Origin of the sequence: Swingsia samuiensis, assembly GCF_006542355.1 — a bacterium.
Taxonomy (GTDB): Bacteria; Pseudomonadota; Alphaproteobacteria; order Acetobacterales; family Acetobacteraceae; genus Gluconobacter; species Gluconobacter samuiensis.
Genome location: NZ_CP038142.1, coordinates 1 through 19,706, shown reverse-complemented (window position 1 = coordinate 19,706; position 19,706 = coordinate 1). Strand labels below are relative to the sequence as shown.

19 protein-coding genes and 6 pseudogenes are annotated in these 19,706 nt (G+C 46.2%); 6 read left to right on the top strand and 19 right to left on the bottom strand.

Annotation, left to right across the window (positions count from 1 at the left end):
- Positions 1-305 precede the first annotated feature (305 nt).
- Positions 306-1,010 carry an IS6 family transposase gene (locus E3D00_RS10430; RefSeq protein WP_141462490.1) on the top strand — a complete coding sequence of 235 codons (705 nt, stop codon included), beginning with the start codon at positions 306-308 and terminating at the stop codon, positions 1,008-1,010.
- Positions 1,011-1,038: 28 nt separating this feature from the next.
- On the opposite strand, the gene E3D00_RS10425 is transcribed toward E3D00_RS10430, so the two are convergent.
- The 4 genes and pseudogenes from E3D00_RS10425 to E3D00_RS10405 all read right to left on the bottom strand — a co-directional run bounded on the left by E3D00_RS10425 (position 1,039) and on the right by E3D00_RS10405 (position 3,525).
- Positions 1,039-1,230: a hypothetical protein gene (locus tag E3D00_RS10425; RefSeq protein ID WP_141462489.1), complete on the bottom strand. Its 192-nt coding sequence runs from the start codon at positions 1,228-1,230 to the stop codon at positions 1,039-1,041.
- An 85-nt stretch (positions 1,231-1,315) separates the two neighbouring features.
- Entirely contained in the window at positions 1,316-1,948 is a 633-nt protein-coding gene (locus E3D00_RS10420; RefSeq protein WP_141462488.1) for a hypothetical protein, read from the bottom strand.
- Between the two features lie 150 nt (positions 1,949-2,098).
- Positions 2,099-2,731 (bottom strand): annotated as a pseudogene (locus E3D00_RS10415) (IS6 family transposase); the annotation flags it as partial.
- Positions 2,732-3,033: 302 nt separating this feature from the next.
- Complete coding sequence (locus E3D00_RS10405; RefSeq protein ID WP_141462487.1) at positions 3,034-3,525, bottom strand: helix-turn-helix domain-containing protein; 492 nt, start codon at positions 3,523-3,525, stop codon at positions 3,034-3,036.
- Between the two features lie 393 nt (positions 3,526-3,918).
- Between E3D00_RS10405 and E3D00_RS10400 the strand changes: the two are divergent.
- A pseudogene (locus tag E3D00_RS10400) lies at positions 3,919-4,281 on the top strand (IS6 family transposase); the annotation flags it as partial.
- 148 nt (positions 4,282-4,429) lie between these two features.
- Here E3D00_RS10400 and E3D00_RS10395 read toward each other — a convergent pair.
- The 9 genes and pseudogenes from E3D00_RS10395 to vapB form a co-directional block, all read right to left on the bottom strand.
- On the bottom strand, positions 4,430-5,125 hold the full coding sequence (locus tag E3D00_RS10395; RefSeq protein WP_141462486.1) for a GAD-like domain-containing protein: 696 nt from the start codon (positions 5,123-5,125) through the stop codon (positions 4,430-4,432).
- 1 nt (position 5,126) lies between these two features.
- Entirely contained in the window at positions 5,127-5,876 is a 750-nt protein-coding gene (locus tag E3D00_RS10390; protein ID WP_141462485.1) for a polymorphic toxin type 15 domain-containing protein, read from the bottom strand.
- Positions 5,873-6,775, bottom strand: a complete 903-nt coding sequence (locus E3D00_RS10385) for a DUF4123 domain-containing protein (protein WP_141462484.1) — start codon at positions 6,773-6,775, stop codon at positions 5,873-5,875. The genes E3D00_RS10390 and E3D00_RS10385 overlap by 4 nt, the downstream gene beginning before the upstream one ends.
- An 11-nt stretch (positions 6,776-6,786) precedes the next feature.
- The gene (locus tag E3D00_RS10380; RefSeq protein ID WP_181442029.1) at positions 6,787-7,161 is read right to left on the bottom strand and encodes a PAAR domain-containing protein; all 375 of its coding nucleotides are present in this window, start codon (positions 7,159-7,161) and stop codon (positions 6,787-6,789) included.
- Positions 7,162-7,194: 33 nt separating this feature from the next.
- Complete coding sequence (locus E3D00_RS10375) at positions 7,195-7,611, bottom strand: hypothetical protein (protein WP_141462482.1); 417 nt, start codon at positions 7,609-7,611, stop codon at positions 7,195-7,197.
- A gap of 108 nt (positions 7,612-7,719) precedes the next feature.
- Positions 7,720-8,388, bottom strand: a complete 669-nt coding sequence (locus E3D00_RS10370) for a hypothetical protein (protein ID WP_141462481.1) — start codon at positions 8,386-8,388, stop codon at positions 7,720-7,722.
- A gap of 298 nt (positions 8,389-8,686) precedes the next feature.
- The gene (locus E3D00_RS10365) at positions 8,687-9,391 is read right to left on the bottom strand and encodes an IS6 family transposase (protein WP_141462476.1); all 705 of its coding nucleotides are present in this window, start codon (positions 9,389-9,391) and stop codon (positions 8,687-8,689) included.
- A 40-nt stretch (positions 9,392-9,431) separates the two neighbouring features.
- A pseudogene (locus tag E3D00_RS10360) lies at positions 9,432-9,620 on the bottom strand (PIN domain-containing protein); the annotation flags it as partial.
- Positions 9,620-9,844 carry a type II toxin-antitoxin system VapB family antitoxin gene (gene vapB / locus E3D00_RS10355; protein WP_141462479.1) on the bottom strand — a complete coding sequence of 75 codons (225 nt, stop codon included), beginning with the start codon at positions 9,842-9,844 and terminating at the stop codon, positions 9,620-9,622. The pseudogene E3D00_RS10360 and the gene vapB, both read right to left, overlap by 1 nt.
- 408 nt (positions 9,845-10,252) lie before the next feature.
- Here vapB and E3D00_RS10350 point away from each other — a divergent pair, with 408 nt between their 5' ends.
- Together E3D00_RS10350 and E3D00_RS10345 are read left to right on the top strand one after the other, a co-directional pair.
- Entirely contained in the window at positions 10,253-10,519 is a 267-nt protein-coding gene (locus E3D00_RS10350) for a WGR domain-containing protein (protein WP_141462478.1), read from the top strand.
- 113 nt (positions 10,520-10,632) lie between these two features.
- A complete protein-coding gene (locus E3D00_RS10345) occupies positions 10,633-11,214 on the top strand; it encodes a tyrosine-type recombinase/integrase (protein ID WP_141462506.1) in 582 nt (193 codons plus the stop codon).
- A gap of 46 nt (positions 11,215-11,260) precedes the next feature.
- On the opposite strand, the gene E3D00_RS10340 is transcribed toward E3D00_RS10345, so the two are convergent.
- Positions 11,261-11,956, bottom strand: a complete 696-nt coding sequence (locus tag E3D00_RS10340; protein ID WP_141462477.1) for a GAD-like domain-containing protein — start codon at positions 11,954-11,956, stop codon at positions 11,261-11,263.
- Positions 11,957-12,112: 156 nt separating this feature from the next.
- Here E3D00_RS10340 and E3D00_RS10335 point away from each other — a divergent pair, with 156 nt between their 5' ends.
- Positions 12,113-12,817, top strand: a complete 705-nt coding sequence (locus E3D00_RS10335; protein ID WP_141462476.1) for an IS6 family transposase — start codon at positions 12,113-12,115, stop codon at positions 12,815-12,817.
- A gap of 498 nt (positions 12,818-13,315) precedes the next feature.
- A pseudogene (locus tag E3D00_RS10330) lies at positions 13,316-13,846 on the top strand (IS6 family transposase); the annotation flags it as partial.
- A 231-nt stretch (positions 13,847-14,077) separates the two neighbouring features.
- Here E3D00_RS10330 and E3D00_RS10325 read toward each other — a convergent pair.
- The 5 genes and pseudogenes from E3D00_RS10325 to E3D00_RS10315 form a co-directional block, all read right to left on the bottom strand.
- Positions 14,078-16,600 (bottom strand): DEAD/DEAH box helicase family protein, encoded by a 2,523-nt coding sequence (locus E3D00_RS10325; protein ID WP_246091544.1) that lies wholly within the window; start codon positions 16,598-16,600, stop codon positions 14,078-14,080.
- Between the two features lie 161 nt (positions 16,601-16,761).
- A pseudogene (locus E3D00_RS10745) lies at positions 16,762-17,057 on the bottom strand (DDE-type integrase/transposase/recombinase); the annotation flags it as partial.
- A 15-nt stretch (positions 17,058-17,072) separates the two neighbouring features.
- A protein-coding gene (locus E3D00_RS10320; RefSeq protein ID WP_141462474.1) for an IS5 family transposase occupies positions 17,073-17,830 on the bottom strand; the annotation gives its coding sequence in 2 pieces (ribosomal slippage) (positions 17,073-17,509 and positions 17,509-17,830; 759 coding nt in all).
- Positions 17,831-17,864: 34 nt separating this feature from the next.
- Positions 17,865-18,136: pseudogene (locus tag E3D00_RS10735) on the bottom strand (IS6 family transposase); the annotation flags it as partial.
- A gap of 460 nt (positions 18,137-18,596) precedes the next feature.
- On the bottom strand, positions 18,597-19,706 hold the full coding sequence (locus E3D00_RS10315; RefSeq protein ID WP_141462472.1) for a replication initiator protein A: 1,110 nt from the start codon (positions 19,704-19,706) through the stop codon (positions 18,597-18,599).

Below are 19,706 nucleotides of genomic sequence, written 5' to 3'. Positions count from 1 at the left end.
GAGTTTTGTCTTAAACGGCCCGACTTGGCCCTGACAAGCCGTTTTTTCGCTTTCGGGCCAAGATGGGCCAAGTTTTAATTGACGGCATTCAGGCTGTTCGTGGAAGCTATGCGCTATACTAATTAAGGCTCTGCTGCAAAGTCTGGAATAGACCTGATTTTTGGGCTTTTCAAAAGATATAGATCCCGTAGCGGCAATACCAGCGAACCATCCACAGGATCACCTAGTGATGTCCCGTTAACTCTGTCGCGCCTCCCTCAAAACCGGGTGCTGTCACGTTAAGTTCAGCGTGTTAAGTGACGGACATGAGTATCCCTCCAGTAAGTTACAAACGGCATCGTTTTCCGCGTGAGCTGATAGCCCATGCAGTGTGGCTGTATTTTCGGTTCCCTTTGAGCTTTCGCTTGATTGAAGAAATGCTGCTCGAACGTGGGATGATGGTGTCGTATGAGACCATTCGTCGCTGGAGCCTGAAATTTGGTGTGACTTATGCTCGTCGCTTAAAGCGCAAAGCTGCCAAGCCTGGCGATGTATGGCATCTCGACGAAGTGAGGATCGTTATTGGTGGCCAAGTTCATTGGCTGTGGCGTGCCGTTGATCAGGACGGCTATATCCTTGATGAAATCTTACAGACACGACGCAATACCAAGGCCGCTCAGCGTTTACTGACTCGCCTTTTGCGCAAGCAAGGCGTGCGTCCGCGGCGCATCATTACGGATAAGCTGAAATCATACGGAGCGGCAAAGCGGAAACTCCGCTTATCTGTTCGACATCTTTCCCATAAAGGCCTGAATAACCGTGCTGAAAATAGTCATTTACCGCTCCGAAAACGTGAACGAGTGATGCAAAAATTCAGATCACCAAGCGGATGTCAGAGGTTTTTAACCGTCTTCTCTGCCGTTCGAAATCTCTTCGTGCCACCCACCACTAACACCAACGCTCTCACACGACACAATCATCTCATCCAAGCTTTCGCACAGTGGAACGTCGTGACATCTCTCGCTGCTTGAAAGAATTTTAAAGCGCTTATCACGACTATCATAAATTAACGTGACAGCACCACGGCACCAGGTCGAACAGCGGGTGGACCACCGGAGTTTTGAGCACCAGGGGAAGGAGCTGGTGCGTCAGGCTGAGATCAGACGCCAGAAGGACATCCGGGCGGCCGAGGAAGCCCGGAAGGCCGCTGAGCTGGAACGGCAGAAGCAGCGCCAGCAGGAGGCCCAGCAAGCCCGGTCCCGAAGCCTGTCACTCAGCGGGAGCTGAAGGTGTAACTATGGCAGGGGTTTGGCTGCTATCTTTATTGTTAGGTGAATTACCTAACTTTATCGATAATAATTTCTGCCTCTTTAATGCGAGAATTATTTTTCCAATAAATAGTTATAGAAATAAGATCACCAGTATTTTCATTTGATTTATTTGAAATATTTTTCTTTATACTTTCAACTTCTTTTCTGGATTTTCCTCTGGATACCATAATGGATACAATCGGCGGATGGGTGTGAGAGGTGAGCTTTGCTAGGTCTTCAGCCCTCTGGCGAGCACCACCAAGTTCTGACTCAAGATTAACCAAAACTTTGTTGCCGATTCTAATTTGGACGTCTAGGTCGCCGCCTAAACAAGAAGTTATTTTGATATTTTCAAGATTTTTATCTGATTCAATATGCTCCTCTAATAGTTTACGCTCTTTATGCGCAGAAACTTCTATATTTATATTATAATTAAACTGCCATGTTTGATCAAAGACTGCCGTATTCGCAGCAGATACGGCAGATTTTATAACGTACTCCGTGACTATTGGGACACGCTTTCTTTTATCTTCCGACATCCTGGTGGTTAGTTCATTCTTAAATTCTTCAATAAATTTTTCAGAAAATTTATCTGCATCAATCGAAGATGCGTCGAATCCCATTTCTGTATCCGGAAAAGCAATAGGAATGTCGGTCACGAGGCCCCCCATGTAACAGCTCAAGCTGCATGGGCGGTCGATTTTCCGCAGCTTGCGCTTTACGATCATCTAAAGAGCCGTTCCATGCCACATGCGGGTGGTGCTGTCACGTTAATTTATGATAGTCGTGATAAGCGCTTTAAAATTCTTTCAAGCAGCGAGAGATGTCACGACGTTCCACTGTGCGAAAGCTTGGATGAGATGATTGTGTCGTGTGAGAGCGTTGGTGTTAGTGGTGGGTGGCACGAAGAGATTTCGAACGGCAGAGAAGACGGTTAAAAACCTCTGACATCCGCCGGGAGAACGGAATCTTTGCATGGTCCGTTCCCGTTTTCGCAGCGGTAAATGGCTGTTTTCCGCTCGATTGTTTAGCCCTTTATGAGACAGGTGTCGAACAGACAGGCGAAGTTTACGTTTCGCGGCCCCATAGGATTTTAGCTTATCCGTAATCATCTGCCGTGGACGTACATCTTGCTTACGTAAAAGACGGGTCAATAAACGCTGAGCAGCTTTAGTATTGCGTCGTGTCTGTAAGATTTCATCAAGGATATAACCGTCTTGGTCTACAGCACGCCACAACCAGTGCGCCTTACCACCGATGACGATCCTCACTTCATCGAGGTGCCATACATCGCCAGGCTTGGCAGCTTTACGCCGTAAACGACGAGCGTAAGCCACACCAAATTTCAGGCTCCAGCGACGGATCGTTTCATACGACACCACAATCCCACGTTCGAGCAGCATTTCTTCGATCAAGCGAAAGCTCAATGGAAAACGGAAATAGGTGATGTCACGTTAATTTTTCATACGAATATTATAGCAATTTGTTTATACGATACGGATAAAGACAGCATAAATATTACGTCGATATAGCATTATCGTTGTTTTAAATTTCCAAAAATTGTTTCGATATCCGTTAATGTGACAGCCCCCCTCCGCCATATCCCTCCTCCCTGACCGGCATCGAGAGAGAAATGGTGGTCGGAGGTAGGCCATCCTGGTCGCATTCGACATACTTGAGCCGTTGGGTGCCTCCTGCGTCCGTGACGTAAGCGCAAAGCTTGCCGGAAACTAGGACAGCAAGTTCAGTCATCCTCACCATCTCCTGGCTTAGGTAGTTGCGGCTTTGTAGCGGAAACCTCTTCTGTTGTGGCGGCTGATGGCTGGCCCTCGTGTTTGAACGCCTCCGGTAGTTGGACGGGAAGCAGTTTTGGACCGATGGTCCTTTCCAGGTTTTCCTTCATCGGGTTCCCGACTAGTCCCAGCTTGGCTATCCTTTCCATAGCTTGCGGCACCTCACCAAACTGGTCGCGGTGCGCCAGAATTTCGTTATACTGAGGAGAGATCTCTTTGCTTTCTACGGCTTCAGACTGTCCAACAAAAATCTTGATTCCGAGCATAGCCAAGGCACGCAGCACTCGACCAATTTCGGCCGTCTCGTTGCCTTGTTCGATGTCAGAAACCCACTTCCTAGAGCAGCCTAGCTTTTGGGCCAGAACGGTCTGGTTCATTCCCTGCGCCAGTCGTTTCTCTCTAACCTGGCTTCCGATGTCCGCTGCGTTGAATATGCCCTGCATAGGTTAAACTCCGATCTTACAAGCTTTCATAGGTGATGAAACTTATAGGTTGTAAGATAACTATGTAACTCATAGGGGTCAATGTAGAGATGGCACCCATAGGTTACAAGGTATTGATGTAACCCATAAGGGTCAATGGGTGCTGTCACGTTAAGTTCATCGTGTTAGATGGGGTGCATGACTGCGTCTCCAATAAGTTATAAACGCATCGCTTTCCACGTGAATTAATTGCGCACACAGTGTGGCTGTATTTCCGGGGGCTGTCACATTAACGGATATCGAAACAATTTTTGGAAATTTAAAACAACGATAATGCTATATCGACGTAATATTTATGCTGTCTTTATCCGTATCGTATAAACAAATTGCTATAATATTCGTATGAAAAGTTAACGTGACATCACCCAAAAAGGTTATATCCTCGATGAAATCTTACAGACACGACGTAATACTAAAGCCGCTCAGCGTTTACTGACCCGCCTTTTGCGTAAGCAAGGAGCGTGTCCACGGCAGATGATTACGGATAAGCTGAAATCATACGGAGCGGCAAAGCGGAAACTCCACCTATCTGTCCGACATCTTTCCCATAAAGGCCTGAATAATCGTGCGGAAAACAGTCATCTACCGCTCCGAAAGCGTGAACGGGTGATGCAAAAATTCAGATCACCAAGCGGATGTCAGAGGTTCGTCTTTGTTTTTTCTACCGTCCGTAATCTCTTCATTCCACCCGCCGCTAACACTAATGCTCTCACATGACACAGTCATCGCATTCAAGCCTTTGCACAATGGAAGGTCGCAGCCTATCTCCCTGTGTGAAATCCACTCGGAAATGCTTCTCGCGGTTCCATAAGTTAATGTGACAGCACCGTTCAACCGCCTGATAGCATCTCATCATTTAGCCAATTTAAGCTGCCGGCTCTCCAAGGTAGCGAACAAAACGAACTTGATGATTTTCAAGGTCATTATAACGCAGCGCGATCGGGTCGAGATCTGCTACCATTTGGAAATAAGGGCGTGCTGGACGTTTATGGACTTCTTCCAACACTTCACGTCCTCCAAGTTCTAAAGCAGGAATAAACCCATAACACTCACCATAAGCTAATGGGCCCAACTTTTTTAGAGCACGTTTAAAAAGAGGCTTTGCTTCCTTTGTACGCTCTAGGTAGTCAAAAACTTCACTATCTATACTTATAAGGACGGCCGAAATATCTTTATCTGGGGGAAGAATAGGGAAATCAGGAGAAAGATGAAAAGAGTAAGCTATTTTATTGTATAATGATATTTTGAGAAAGTAATTTTTATTATTCCAAATCAACAGCGTCCCAAAAGCAGAAAAACCAATTAAAACAGATTTTTCTGGTGGAAAATCTGGATCACCTTGAAGAATAAAATCAACTAGACTTTGATATTGATCTGGACGACAGAGTTGAAAATATCCGTCTAGCCAAAGACCTGTTCCATATTCCTCCCAAAAGTCCAGCATTGTCTGTGGAACCCGCGACGCATAAGCCTCTCGAACTTCTTTTGGAACTGGTTCTCCATTCTGAGGAGGTCCAAATTTTTTAATAAGATATTGAAATCCAGAAGATAATTTTGTCATTTCATTTATCCAATGAGGTCGATGAATTATTATCAGGTACTATATCAGGGTCAGGCAAATCCACACAGGGGTCAGTCCCCATATTCTCTTCACACACCTCAAGATGAATATCCATTCTGTGTTTGCCCGTCTTTATAGCATTTTTAACAGCATTAAATAAAGCTTGTCGTCGACCTTTACGAGCCCATGCACTTCCTACTCGTCTGTTTGCTCCTCTAGGTCCCATAGACATAAAACAGGCATCTTCTTTATTACCTCCGATGATAGAGTCTATAATATGAGCAGCATCAAGTCTTTGTATCTTTTTATCAGTTTCTGCTTTAGCCTCTTCCTCTGCTTGCTCTTCTGGAATCCCTCGCTTTATTTTTTCAAGTCTTAGTGTATCTACCTCTTGTTGATAATAACCTTTTCTTGTTAAAGCTCTATCTGCGGCATCCCCCTCAGGTCGATAAGATCCCGTTTGTTTTTTTCTTCCATCAGCCTCAAGAATACGTTTCCTCATTTCTTGAGGAGACATACTATTAATAAATTCTTCCTGCTTATTTAGTTCTGCCTGAGTTTCAGCTCGGTCTTGTGGAGTAGGTCCGCCTGGGAAACAGGGAATATCTCCACATTCAATACAAGGCTCTGAATCCGCTTTCTTTTTAAGCTGTGTGTGAGCCAAATTTTGAGCATAAATAGTCTCATACGCTATTCCAAAAATACCGAGAAAAATTAAACCTTCAAAAGTGTCAGATGTTGTGTCACTCATAAACCACTCTCTCGCTGACTTTGTATATAGGCGATCTGATCCATGATCTTAATCAGATTATCATCTGGACTATTTTCAGGGCTGCGTATCATGATCTGAACTGTTTTAATTTGAATGAATTTTCCATCCGACATGAGTTGAAGCCAGCAAAAACGCCCTATTCCAGCTTCACTTGTCACTCCATATTCGTGCGCAATTTTTTCTTGTTGGCTTATATATGTAAGCAATTCATTATCCGATAAATGTGCTGTTTTCTGAGACGCCGTATCGCGTAAATAGGAAGCAATGGCGCGTTTGGACCGTAAAGCAAGCGCTTCTGATATGCGGGCCATTTGTTCTGCATCAAACGTTAAAAAACCTTTTTCTGGCGGCGGCCAATTGGACTGTTTTTTGGCTTCCAAGACCCCTTCTGGAGCATCAATCAGTAATGATTGAGCGGGACCAAACAGTCGAGCACGTTGCTCTGGTCTGAGAACAGGGAGAGTAATAGCAACTGTTGCGGGATCAAAATGCCGAAAAAAAACCATTCGAGTACGGTGGGCGTCAGCTGTTGTTTGTTTTTTATAAGGAATTCGCACCATGGAAAGGCTCCGTAGGTGACGATAAAAGCTCATAGGCTCACAATTAGGAGCATTCCAGAAAACGCATCCTTTGCTTACCTTTGGAATATTTAAAAACTCTTCCAATCGATTATGAGGAACGCTGACAAACTGAGGAGAAACCCGGATACTCTCTGGGTCCGTTTGTTCGATAAAGAGTGAAAGGGCGTTAAACCCAGCATCGTCTAAAAGACGTGGAAGATTATTGAATAATGCTCCATCTAAAGCCACGAAAATGGGGGCTTGAGACCATTGTGAGAGCTTATTCCGTATTTCTTTAATAGATCTGTCCTGAGGCATAAAATATAATCTTATGATGGGTCGTAAAATGGTGCACCGCTTGATGCTGCTTTTTTAGGGCAAGGCGTACCTATAATATTGTTTCCAAAATTTCCCCCATCGCCAATAATGACGTTGGAACTTCCTTTAATAATTACCCCGCCATGTGCTGTTTGATCTCCCATGCGAGCCGCAGGTTTTCCGTTAATTAAAACGGTAGGCGATCCTGCTGCTATGATATCCATTGGACCATGACAGATGAGGTTATCTCCAATTCTGGCCGCAGGAAGTCCATTAATAAATACGTTATCCGAGCCTTTAATAATTGGTCCTCCGACATGAGGAACTGTCCCTGTCGTTTCAGGACAAATGTGCATATCTGTTATACGTGCCGCAGGTTTTCCCATTATAAGGCCTCTTTCGCTATGCTTATTAACATTTCATATCTCGTTTTGAGTATTAACCCGTAGACTTTGGACAAGTTGATTTAATGTATGAAGTTGTTCTGAAGAAAATATTCCTTGTGTATGTGCCGTTAAAATTAACACTTTATTTCCTGATAAAATATAAAGACGACGTTCATCTGTCTCTTCTATAAATCCTGCAAGAATAAATCCAGATAGATTTGTTTGTTGATATGGTTTTTTCCACTTTAAAATATAATCATCATGTTCTTTTCGAATTGTCAGATCCTTTATTATAAACTCCTCAAGCGTTGTTTCTAAAGGGATAGGAGAATGTATAAAGTGAACATTAAAAGGTGTTGTATTGGGAGGGGAAAGGGTTAATGCAATAATACTATTATCTTGTGTGTTTTCTGGAGGATCAAAGCTAAAACCAGGAAGATGATAAGTCATAGAGGTTATTTCTTTTATTCTTTAAAGCCTTGATTACATTACCCGAAGAGCTATTTGCTGTTTATACCTGTTATTGAACATACTGACCTGAACATCGTATCATCTCTTTTACAGCAACCATTCACGAATGATTTTCCCAGATTTCTCGATAGATTCATTGCTGTTGAGGCCACTTGCACTACTCAGATGCGGTATCACTACGAGTGGCGTTTCGCCCCGATACAGTCTTATACGCTTCGTATATCTTCCAACTTTAAACTCAGTAAGTTCGCACTTAATTTCAGGCTCTGAGACGATATTTACGAAATCACGCTCATGCGCCACACCCACGCCAATAAACAACTTTGGTTTATGAGTTTTCACCTGTGTTCTCATCGTTTTAAAACAGACATTTCTAACATGATTAATATAGTCTATTTTCCGCGCAAAACCCGTACGTTCCTGCGCCTCAGCCGACCATGTATCAACGGTTAGGCAGTTTTCAGGAAAAAGGTTTGTGAGCATGTAATTGCAGTCAGGGGACGCAAAAATACTCCGCTCTTTGGCGAATTTAAAAGCTTCGCTGATCGGATAGCCTTCAATACAACAAAGAAGCTTATGGGCTTTTCGATTATAGCCCCAACCCCATTGCTTTTCGACCGAATACCCTTCTTCTTCAGCCAAATTAGAATTTATATTTTGAGCTTCACCGAACTCGATACCGCAAAGCCAAATAGAAGGCTTATCAGGAGTGCCTATGTTTCCCGGACCACCAAATCGGTAATCGTCCAGGCGCATCGTATGGCCTTTAACGAACGAAGTATTTCTTTCAAGCATTATATAATCTCGTTTCGATACATTTTTATTAGGTGATAACTTTCTTGCATTCTAAAATTAAGAGGCCAATAACATGCAAAAATCATTTCATACCTAGATCTAACCCGATGAATTTAACGTGACAGCACCAGAAAGGGTGGTATCCTTATTTTGAGAGTAACGCTGGAAGAATACATTTTTCCGGTATTGTAAAAAAGAATTAGTACCGGTGCTGTCACGTTAACTTATGATGGTTGTGATAAGCGCTTTTAAGGTTCATTCATGCAGCGAGAGAGGCCGCAACCTTCCACTGTTCGAAGGCTTGAATGCGATGACTGTGTCGTGTGAGAGCGTTGGTGTTAGCGGCGGGTGGAATGAAAAGATTACGGACGGTAGAAAAGACAGAGACGAACCTCTGACATCCGCTTGGTGATCTGAATTTTTGCATCACTCGTTCACGTTTTCGGAGCGGTAAATGACTATTTTCAGCACGGTTATTCAGGCCTTTATGGGAAAGATGTCGAACAGATAAGCGGAGTTTCCGCTTTGCCGCTCCGTATGATTTCAGCTTATCCGTAATGATGCGCCGCGGACGCACGCCTTGCTTGCGCAAAAGGCGAGTCAGTAAACGCTGAGCGGCCTTGGTATTGCGTCGTGTCTGTAAGATTTCATCAAGGATATAGCCGTCCTGATCAACGGCACGCCACAGCCAATGAACTTGGCCACCAATAACGATCCTCACTTCGTCGAGATGCCATACATCGCCAGGCTTGGCAGCTTTGCGCTTTAAGCGACGAGCATAAGTCACACCAAATTTCAGGCTCCAGCGACGAATGGTCTCATACGACACCATCATCCCACGTTCGAGCAGCATTTCTTCAATCAAGCGAAAGCTCAAAGGGAACCGAAAATACAGCCACACTGCATGGGCTATCAGCTCACGCGGAAAACGATGCCGTTTGTAACTTACTGGAGGGATACTCATGTCCGTCACTTAACACGCTGAACTTAACGTGACAGCACCCAAAAAGCTCGACCTGTCGCCGATGTTTTACCGGATCCTGAGATTTTTCTGCACCATAGAGGAGTTCATACAAGACAACATCAGAAATGCAGAGCGCATTCGCATTCTCGTTAAAGCGTTCTCTTAAGCTCTGAGGTCGATCGCGCAATACACGAATACAGAAATTCGTGTCGAGTGCGTAGCGGAGCATCAAAAGCTTTCACGCTCCTGTATCTCGGGCTGATTGCGAGGGGCGAGTTCAATACCGGGTGACGTAAAAAAGTCATCCCAAGCTGCATCGGCTGGTGCAATGATCCGGCGTGCACCATCGGGAATGATGACCACCTCTTTCAGGTCGGAGGCAAAAGAAACAGCTTTGGGAAGACGCACCGCTTGAGAACGGTTCGACAAGAAGAGTGTTGTGCGGGTCAGCATCTTAAATCCTTCATGTATATTCAATTTGTATATCCATATGGTGCAGTCGAGACAATCAAAAAACATAAGCCGGAGCAGATCTCTCTGAAAATAAAGGTGAATTCATTATTTTTGTGTTGACAGAGGGACGAAATTAAAATGGCTTTTTAAGCCTTATAGCGCCTTATAGCGCCTTATAGCAGCCTATCTCATCTCCCCTTATCTCAGTATTTTTTGATTTCTTCATACACCATTGCACCCTTGGTGTGACGGGGATGGGGACGAAGGATGCGAAGAAGAGCGAATAAGCTGTGTTACGTTATGGCTTATAGTGTAACACACCCCCCTTCTCTCCATCTAAGCCCATCCCGGTTTCGCCCATCCGCCTTTGGTCTTTTTTCCTCTTTGTGTTACATTACTCAAGAGATTATGACCAAAAAGCCTTTTTCCCTCTTTTCAGATCCGGTTCGGTTGGAACGCATTGAGCCGTCGCGTCACTGTTGGCGCTTTTACCAGCTGGAGGTGGGGATCGATCTTTTTGGTCATTCTTGTTTGACCCGGTCTTGGGGACGGATTGGCACGACTGGGCAAGAACGTTCTGAAATTTTTGAGGAACCTAACAAGGCGCAAGAAGCCCTCCAGCACTGGGTGCAGAAGAAGCAACGCCGTGGCTATCAGCTGAAAGACAAACCATGACCGCTTCTCGTTCGTCTCAGCGCGGCTCATCGCCTCGTTCAGGTTTGAAAACGCGAAAGGGGATATCACCCCCTCGGTCTTTTCATGCGGATGGGTCCGGGTCCTTAACCGGCATGCAGCTCTTTGATCCATCCGGGGCACGGAAATACCTAACTGAATCAGAGCGGGCTGGTTTTTTAAAGGCTGCAGAGCATTTCCCGCGGGAGGTGCGGAGCTTATGTTTGTTACTCGCCTGGTCGGGATGTCGTTTATCAGAAGCGCTTGCTTTAACGGCCGATCGGGTGGATCTGGTTGCAGGAGTGGTGATCTTTGAGAGTTTAAAGAAACGTCAGGCCGGGATTTATCGGGCCGTGCCCGTGCCGCCGGTTGTTTTAGAAACGCTGGATCTCGTGCATGGGGTACGTCAGGCGCAGAAGAAACGCGATCGAGGGCAATCGCTTCGGTTATGGCCTGTGGCGCGCATGACGGGGTGGCGCATGGTGCATCGGGTCATGCAAGAGGCAGGCCTTTCAGGTCCCGCTGCATCGCCTAAAGGGTTACGGCATGCGTTTGGTGTGGCCGCAGTCTCAAAAGGGATCCCGCTTAATCTCATTCAGAAATGGTTGGGGCATGCTCAGCTTTCCACCACGGCTATCTACGCCAATGCCTCAGGCCAGGAAGAGCACCAAATCGCTCAGAAATTGTGGGGATGTTAATTAACAGGAGGAAATATTATGAAAGTTCCTTCCTGTTCAAAATTTTCTACTGCTCTGCACCTGCATAGCGGAAAAATTCAATTTCTTCTTGCTCATTTAAACGCCGGATACGTAAAGGCCCCATTTGAGCTAACATGTTGAAATGAACTTTAGCATCAACTTTTTTAATATGCTTAAGAGCAGGAACACCACCAAGGGCTAACGCAGGAAAGAAACCATAACATTCACCTAAAGTGATTTCTCCGATTACATCTAATGTCTCTTTAAATAAAGACGTATAATTTTTATTATCGGTAGGGAAATTGTATCTATGATCAAAACTCAAAGCTGCAATGGGGCCTTTTAAATAATAATTTTTCGATCCTAATTCATTATAGTTCCATTGGTATATTTTCATAGTTGATAATGGTAAATTTACTTCACAAGTTTGTAGGTCTTCATTCCAAATAAGTAGATCACCAAAAGCTGAAAACCCCACGATATGAGTTCTCTGGGGACGAATGTCGGGATCTCCTTCAAAGAGAATATCAACAATATCTGCATAGTCAGAAGGAATACAAAACTGAAATTTTCCGTCTAACCACGTTCCAATTCCATATTCACGCCAAAACTGTATCAGTGCTTGTGGTAATTTTCCTTTATATTTTTGACAGATCTCTTCAGAGACATTCCTTTGATTTTTTAATACGCCATATTTTTTAATGTATTCACGAATATCAGAACGTGGATCTATTTCAGACATTTTATTTCTCCTTTTCTTTTAATGGTGCTGTCACGTTAACTTATGCCTCGAGAAAGGCTGCGGTTTTCCACTGTGCAAAAGCTTGGATGCGATGATTGTGTCGTGTGAGAGCGTTGGGGTGCTGTCACGTTAAGTTCAGCGTGTTAAGTGACGGACATGAGTATCCCTCCAGTAAGTTACAAACGGCATCGTTTTCCGCGTGAGCTGATAGCCCATGCAGTGTGGCTGTATTTTCGGTTCCCTTTGAGCTTTCGCTTGATTGAAGAAATGCTGCTCGAACGTGGGATGATGGTGTCGTATGAGACCATTCGTCGCTGGAGCCTGAAATTTGGTGTGACTTATGCTCGTCGCTTAAAGCGCAAAGCTGCCAAGCCTGGCGATGTATGGCATCTCGACGAAGTGAGGATCGTTATTGGTGGCCAAGTTCATTGGCTATGGCGTGCCGTTGATCAGGACGGCTATATCCTTGATGAAATCTTACAGACACGACGCAATACCAAGGCCGCTCAGCGTTTACTGACTCGCCTTTTGCGCAAGCAAGGCGTGCGTCCGCGGCGCATCATTACGGATAAGCTGAAATCATACGGAGCGGCAAAGCGGAAACTCCGCTTATCTGTTCGACATCTTTCCCATAAAGGCCTGAATAACCGTGCTGAAAATAGTCATTTACCGCTCCGAAAACGTGAACGAGTGATGCAAAAATTCAGATCACCAAGCGGATGTCAGAGGTTCGTCTCTGTCTTTTCTACCGTCCGTAATCTTTTCATTCCACCCGCCGCTAACACCAACGCTCTCACACGACACAGTCATCGCATTCAAGCCTTCGAACAGTGGAAGGTTGCGGCCTCTCTCGCTGCATGAATGAACCTTAAAAGCGCTTATCACAACCATCATAAGTTAACGTGACAGCACCTGTTATCCCGCTTTTTTTTAAGAATCTTCCATTTGGGCCTTTTGGATTTTTGTTTCCTTTGGCTTCTATTATATTATTAATAATTTCTTTAAAAACGGACAGAATATCTAATAAACTAATTAGATATTTATTTTTAATTCTGTCAATTTGTATATGCTTATTTTCTCTATATGTTTATTCTCAAAAATAAAAGAGCCCTATGTTGGAATTGGATAAAAATTATGTTTATGCCATAGCTTTTTGTCCCACCCTAAATAGTAATCTCTGCTTCGCGCATTTAAAATGCCATCACCGGTCGAGGCTTTGTCCGTGTTGATTGTATCGGGCTTTTCCCAGTCCTTCAGACGGTGCTGTTACGTTAAGTTCATCGTGTTAAACGGAGTGGATGAACAAGCCCCAGTGACTTACAAACGGCATCGCTTTCCACGTGAACTCATAGCCCATGCGGTATGGCTTATGCACGTCGTTTAAAATGCAAAGTCGCCAAGCCTGGAGATGTATGGCATCTCGACGAAGTGAGGATTGTAATTAAAGGAAAGCCTCATTGGCTGTGGCGTGCTGTCGATCAAGATGGTTATATCCTTGATGAAATCTTACAAAAACGGCGCAATACCAAAGCCGCTAAGCGTTTACTGACCCGCCTTTTGCGTAAGCAAGGCGTACATCCACGGCGGATAATCACAGATAAGATAAAATCCTATGGGGCCGCGAAACGTATACTTCGTCTGTCTGTTCGATACCTGTCTCATAAAGGGCTAAACAATCGAGTAGAAAACAGCCATTTACCGCTGCGAAAACGGGAACGGACCATGCAAAAATTCAGATCACCAAGCGGATGTCAGAGGTTTTTAACCGTCTTCTCTACCGTCCGTAATCTCTTTGCGCTCCCCGCCGCTAATACCAACGCTCTCACACAATACATTTATCGCATTCAAGCCTTCGAACAATGGAAGGCCGCTGCCTCTCTCCCTGCATGAAAGCCACACAGAAATACTTCTACCATTTTCTAAAAGTTAATGTGACAGCTCCCTGCCCTCCAGAAGAGGCTTAGCGTAGGATTTCGCCCCCTACCGCAAACGCCCCCATCCTGCCCGGCAGGAACCTTGAAGCAGATTTCCAACCCGACGGGTATCCTAAAACGAACTCATTAGGTAAGATCATGCTCTAAGTAGAGCCTTCCTCCGAGGCTGACGCATAGTCATTAACGATCACAACTCCTTGTCGTGCAAGCGTCCGTGTATCTTCTCTAAGTTCCAGCAGGGCTGATCCGTTTCGGTCTTGATGGCTATGAAACGCTCCATCGGGGTCTTCTTCCGTATGTCTTCAACCAGAGCGAGAACGGCATCACGCAGCGCCACTACGCTAGCGGTGCAGCACAGTCCCATCTCTTGTGATGGTGACGCTTTATTGCTAGCCACGCCCTTCGGTCCCACGAAGAGGAGACCGAGAAGATCGAAATCAGAGTAGTTCTTTTCTAGCCATTCGATATGATTGTGACCCTGACCTATATCGTCTTTGGAATAGGTGCCCGACTCGTCCTTGTCAGTCTTAAGCTCGAACGCCAGCATCTTAGCGTTCTTCTCATCCCGCCAGAGAACGTCCGGCCCAATGCCCTCATCGTTGTCAGGTCGCGTCGAGGTCAAGCCGAGCAATTCGCCCAATGCTCGCATGCCGGCTTCAGCTTGATTGGGCGTGCCACTGTCAATGAGATTGAGAGGCCTGGCGAACTTCTCAAGTTCCTTTTCAAATTTCGCGCCAGCCTCATGGCTCAGCAAATCCCATATCGACCTGCCGAATTCATTCAGCTCCTGCCCGTCATTTTTGACTGGCTGCACTGTTGCCCTGGGAAGCGTCATAGACCGGCCCAGACGCTTCATCGCGATCGCATATTCTCGTAGCGCGGCCTCTCGGTCGCCTCCGCGCTCATAGGCAGCGCCCAGCCACAGAGTATGCCAGCCCCCCAAAGGGGTATCATGCGTTGCAGTCTGATCAACGGTCTTTTCCAGCTCTCGCCGAGCAGTGGCAAGATCGCCACTCCACATGGCTGCAGCGTAGCGCGCTTCGGACAACGCTGCTTTAATGAGAAACGGCTCGGCAACCTCAGCCCGTGCCAGCTGATCCCTGTCTAGCTCGCCGAGCTTTACCTCGCGCTCGTAATAATCCAACCATCCCTTGTCCCGGCCGAGAACGGAATCGACCAAGGCAATGACATCCTTCTGACTTTTGAGTTGGCCGGAATCATGTACTTCCCTGCCAACGTGGACCTGCTTTTGCAGCAGTGGCGGAAGCAAAGACAGGTTCCTGTCGTTGTCCAGCCACTTGTTGATGTCCTCCCCCTCAAGCAGAAAGGCGCCATAATCATTCCGGCCGCGGTTGATCCGTCCGAAAAGCTGAGCGAGACGGTTAGCCACTCGTACCGCATGGACATTTTTCATGCGGAGATATTCCCATTGGAATCGCTCAATTAGAGACATGCCCGATGGAAGACCGTCGACCACCATGATTCGGCATGTTTCATGTGGGAGGTCGATCCCATCCACGCGAGAAACCAACGCGAAGGCACCGTGCTTCGCTTTTCTGAATTCAGTAAGCTCCTGGGAAAAGTCCTCCGTTGCCGGCGGTTTAGCAATGTCCTCCCATTTGATCGCGGAGCTATAGTCCGGGATCGCGATCACGACCTTACGCGTATCGACAAGCTTGCTGACAAAAGCCGCTCCTAGTCCTTTTTTAACGCGACGGCCGTTAATGATTAGCCGCTCGCCGTTACCCGCATCGTTCGAGGGCATGACGGTGGCCGTGGGTAAGCGCCCGAACGCACGGACGAATTCAGTCTGGCTTTGCAGCGTGGCAGAGAGATACACGCGGCGGAGCGGCTGCTCGAAGATATCCAGAGCGAGGGATGGCAGAAACGGCGGACCGATTTCAAACACACCCCGTGTGAACAGGGCGGCGCAGGCGTCGAGATTGTCCTTTAGCCATGCGAACGGAAATTTCAGATCCGCATGCTGGTCAAGCTTATACCGATTGAATATCTCCAGCAGGCGTTCGCTTCGCTCGTACAGGCCGCCAGGAGCCACAAAGGCGGTCGAATGGTGTTCCTGGCTTAGGCTATCCCGGAAACGCGAACGAATCCCCAGCTCCTTGAAATGGGGCTCGAACAAGTCGGCGATCTCGCCAAACAGGTCTTTCTGCTCCCGGATATCGATCCTCATTGTAAAAGCGCTGCGCAACGTCGCCTCAGCAACATGCGCGTCATCAAAGATGATCGCGCCTGGGAAGTGCCGTTTTCTGATCGAACTATGGCCGTTGAAGAGCGCCGAATAGGTAGTGATGCAAAACGCTTTCCCGATTTCGAAAAGGTCGTTCGAATACGAGCTGCAAACACGTATCGTGTGATCGATCCCAATGCGGTCGGCTTCGTTTGAGGTTTGATTTACAAGATCGATGGTCGAACAAACGTAGATGACATTATCGATACCTTCGTTCACTAAGCTTTGAGCAATCAACAGGCCCACGATTGTCTTTCCTGCGCCGGTGTTCAGAGAGATCAAGACATCGTTTTTAGCCCTAACTTTGTTCCAACCGGAGAGCGCCTGATCCTGGCCGCGCCACAGATCGTTGGGCGTCCCCTTTAAACTAGGTAGCGATTCGAAGATTTTGATAGGGTCGGTGGGGGCCTGCTTCGATTTTGCGCTTCCCAGTTTCGAAAAGTCAAAAACCAACTTACTCACTCCCTTAGACGTGGCCCCCTTCGTTCGGACAGTTTTTCGGGCCTGATAAGCTATAACCGGTTGTTGTTATGCCGCTTGATGAACACATTGTCGAGCCATCTCCCGCGCCGGAGCTGTCACATTAATTTTTGGAAGTTGTGAGAAGCATTTCCGAGTGGATTTCACACAGCGAGAGAGGCTGCGACCTTCCATTGTGCGAAGGCTTGGATGCGATGATTGTGTCGTGTGATAGCGTTGATGTTAGCGGCGGGTGGAACAAAGAGATTACGAACGGTAGAGAAGGTGAAGACGAACCTCTGACATCCACCGTGGATGAACGCCTTGCTTACGCAAAAGACGGGTCAAAAGGCACTTAGCGGCTTTGCTATTGCCGTCATTTTTGTAATATTTTATCAAGGACATAACCATCTTGATCGACAGCACGCCACAGCCAATGAGACCTTCTTTTAATTACGATCTTTAGGCTCAGGACTCATAGCCAGAATATGACGGTTGCGGCGAGACAGATGGCCGAGAAGAAGACGGTCGGGCATCTGTCATAGCGTGTTGCGACCCGTCTCCAGTCCTTGAGCCTTCCGAACATGATCTCGATACGGTTGCGGCCTTTGTATTTCCGCTTGTCGTATTTTATCGTTTCCCCGCGAGACTTCCGTCCCGGAATGCAGGGTTTGATCCCTTTTTCCTCTAGGGCATCCCTGAACCAGTCAGCGTCATAGCCCCGGTCTGCCAACATCCATTGGGCTGCCGGAAGGCTGTCCAGAAGGGCAGCAGCACCGGTGTAATCACTGATCTGGCCCGCTGTCATGAAGAAGTCGAGCGGACGTCCGTTCCGGTCGGTGACAGCATGCAACTTCGTATTCATGCCCCCTTTGGTGCGCCCGATCAGGCGGCCTGAACCCCCTTTTTTACCCGCAGGCTCGACGCCGTGCGATGTGCCTTGAGATAGGTCGCATCAATCATGATGGTCTGAGGCTCTGCCTTTCCGACGGCCAGTCCCTCCATCATGCGGATGAAGATCCCCATAGCACTCCAGCGCTTCCAGCGGTTGTAGAGTGTCTTGTGTGGACCGTATTCCCGGAGCGCATCACGCCAGCGCAGGCCATTGCGGTTCACGAAAATGATCCCGCTCAACACACGGCGGTCATCGACCCGAGGTTTTCCATGGCTATTCGAAAAAAAGGGCTCCAGACGGGCCATCTGCTCGTCCGTCAGCCAATACAGGTCGCTCATCTTCAGTCTCCTCACAAAGCCTGAATCATATTCACCCGCCCAGATCAATGGGTCCTGAGCTTACTTCGTCGAGATGCCATACATCTCCAGCTTTGGCGACTTTGCGTTTTAAACGACGTACATAAGCCATACCAAACTTCAGGCTCCAGCGACGAATGGCCTCATACGACACCATTCATCCCACGTTCGAGCAGCATTCTTCAAACAAGCGAAAGCTCAAAGGGAAATGGAAATACAACCATACCGCGTGCGCAATAACTCACGTGGAAAGCGATGTCATTTGTAAGTCACTGGGGCCTTGTTCATCTGTTCCGTCTAACACGATGAATTTAACGTGGCAGAACCGGTTTACCTTATGTATATTTTGAAAATAAAGAAGTTTAATTTTTTATTTTTATAGACAATCATTTATCAAATATTTTTTTAAAAAGTTAATTAAAATGTTTAATAGTTAAGGTGAAAAATATCATTATTAATACGTTGAAATAAAATGATTTTTCCTAAAAAATCGTTCTTGAAATGTCGATTATTCGTTCCTGAAGTATCGACAGAACTGTTCCTGAAATGTCGATTATTCGTTCCTGAAGTATCGATGGTATGTATCAGGTGTGGATAAGACCTTATATGCTGAAGGTATAGTGTGGATATTAGGAGTGAATTGGTTCAAATTGAGTATGATAAATATATTTACGACCATCTATGATAATTAACACGATATTTCGGGAACGCTAAAAGGTAAGCTTAATAAAACTGAATGTTTTTATTTTTAGCGACCAAGGATGTGCTTATTTTTGGCGTCATACCTACGAACAAAGCCGATAAATGCCTGTTGGTAATTTGCAGGTGTTCGACTGGGATCAGCATCAATCCACGAGCGAAACTCTTGATGAAGAGTTTCGAAATCCCATCCGGGGAATTCTGATCGTAGAATAGAAAAGGTTGTTGCTGTTACATCGCGTGTTGTCGACGTATTGGTATCAATTGTTTTTTGTTTGATTCGAGTAGTTGAAGATGGCTCACTAAGTGTCCGTGTAGTAGGAGGAATAATTCGGTGCATCCGTACGATAGGTTCGCGTTTACTGGCTACTGTCTCGAGGGTTAGACTATAACCAGGAAGTTCATTCCGTTCGACTAATTTAGATATTTCGAATTTAAAACGACGGTAGAGTCCTTCTGCTCCTGATTTTTCAAAAAGTGTTGGCATTGAAATGGCAAATCCAGCCTCTCCTGCTCCACCGGCATGTTTACGTGCGACTTTATAGAGCCACCGTTCACGACCACCAGAAATATCGAAATAAGCGCGATCAACCGAGAGCACACCTCCTGTCATTAATACACCTTCATAGAGCCAGTTTGATAGCTCGATTGTCATACCGCGTACACGTTCAGTTCGATCGTCGACCAATTGTGACCAACCATCCAACCATGAAAATGTTGCTTCACGTCGATTTTGGGCACGGATATTAGTTTTTATAGTAGTTGAAACGAGACGATCGAGTGCCTGCCCGAGCAATTCATATGATCGGCCAGTGGTTGGACGTCCGATAGCTCGTAAAAGGTCATAAGGCATGAGGTTCAGTTTACGGGGGATATCGTTTATGCCGCGCCGAGCCATGTCAGCTAGAATACTAATGCAATACATCAGGATATCAGCATCCCAGATTGTGGCCATCCCATAATCAGGGTTGGGGGAAACATGGACCCATTGTTTTCCGTCTGGGCTGCGGTAGTCGATTGGCTTCGTACGCTTTGATTTGGCTAGACTGAAAAAAGGGCGTTCCATCATTTCACGCTGATCGCGTAATGGAAGATCAGCGAGATAAGGTAAAAATGGATCAATATGTGTAGGGGAAACTTGAGGTTTCTGCGTACTCAT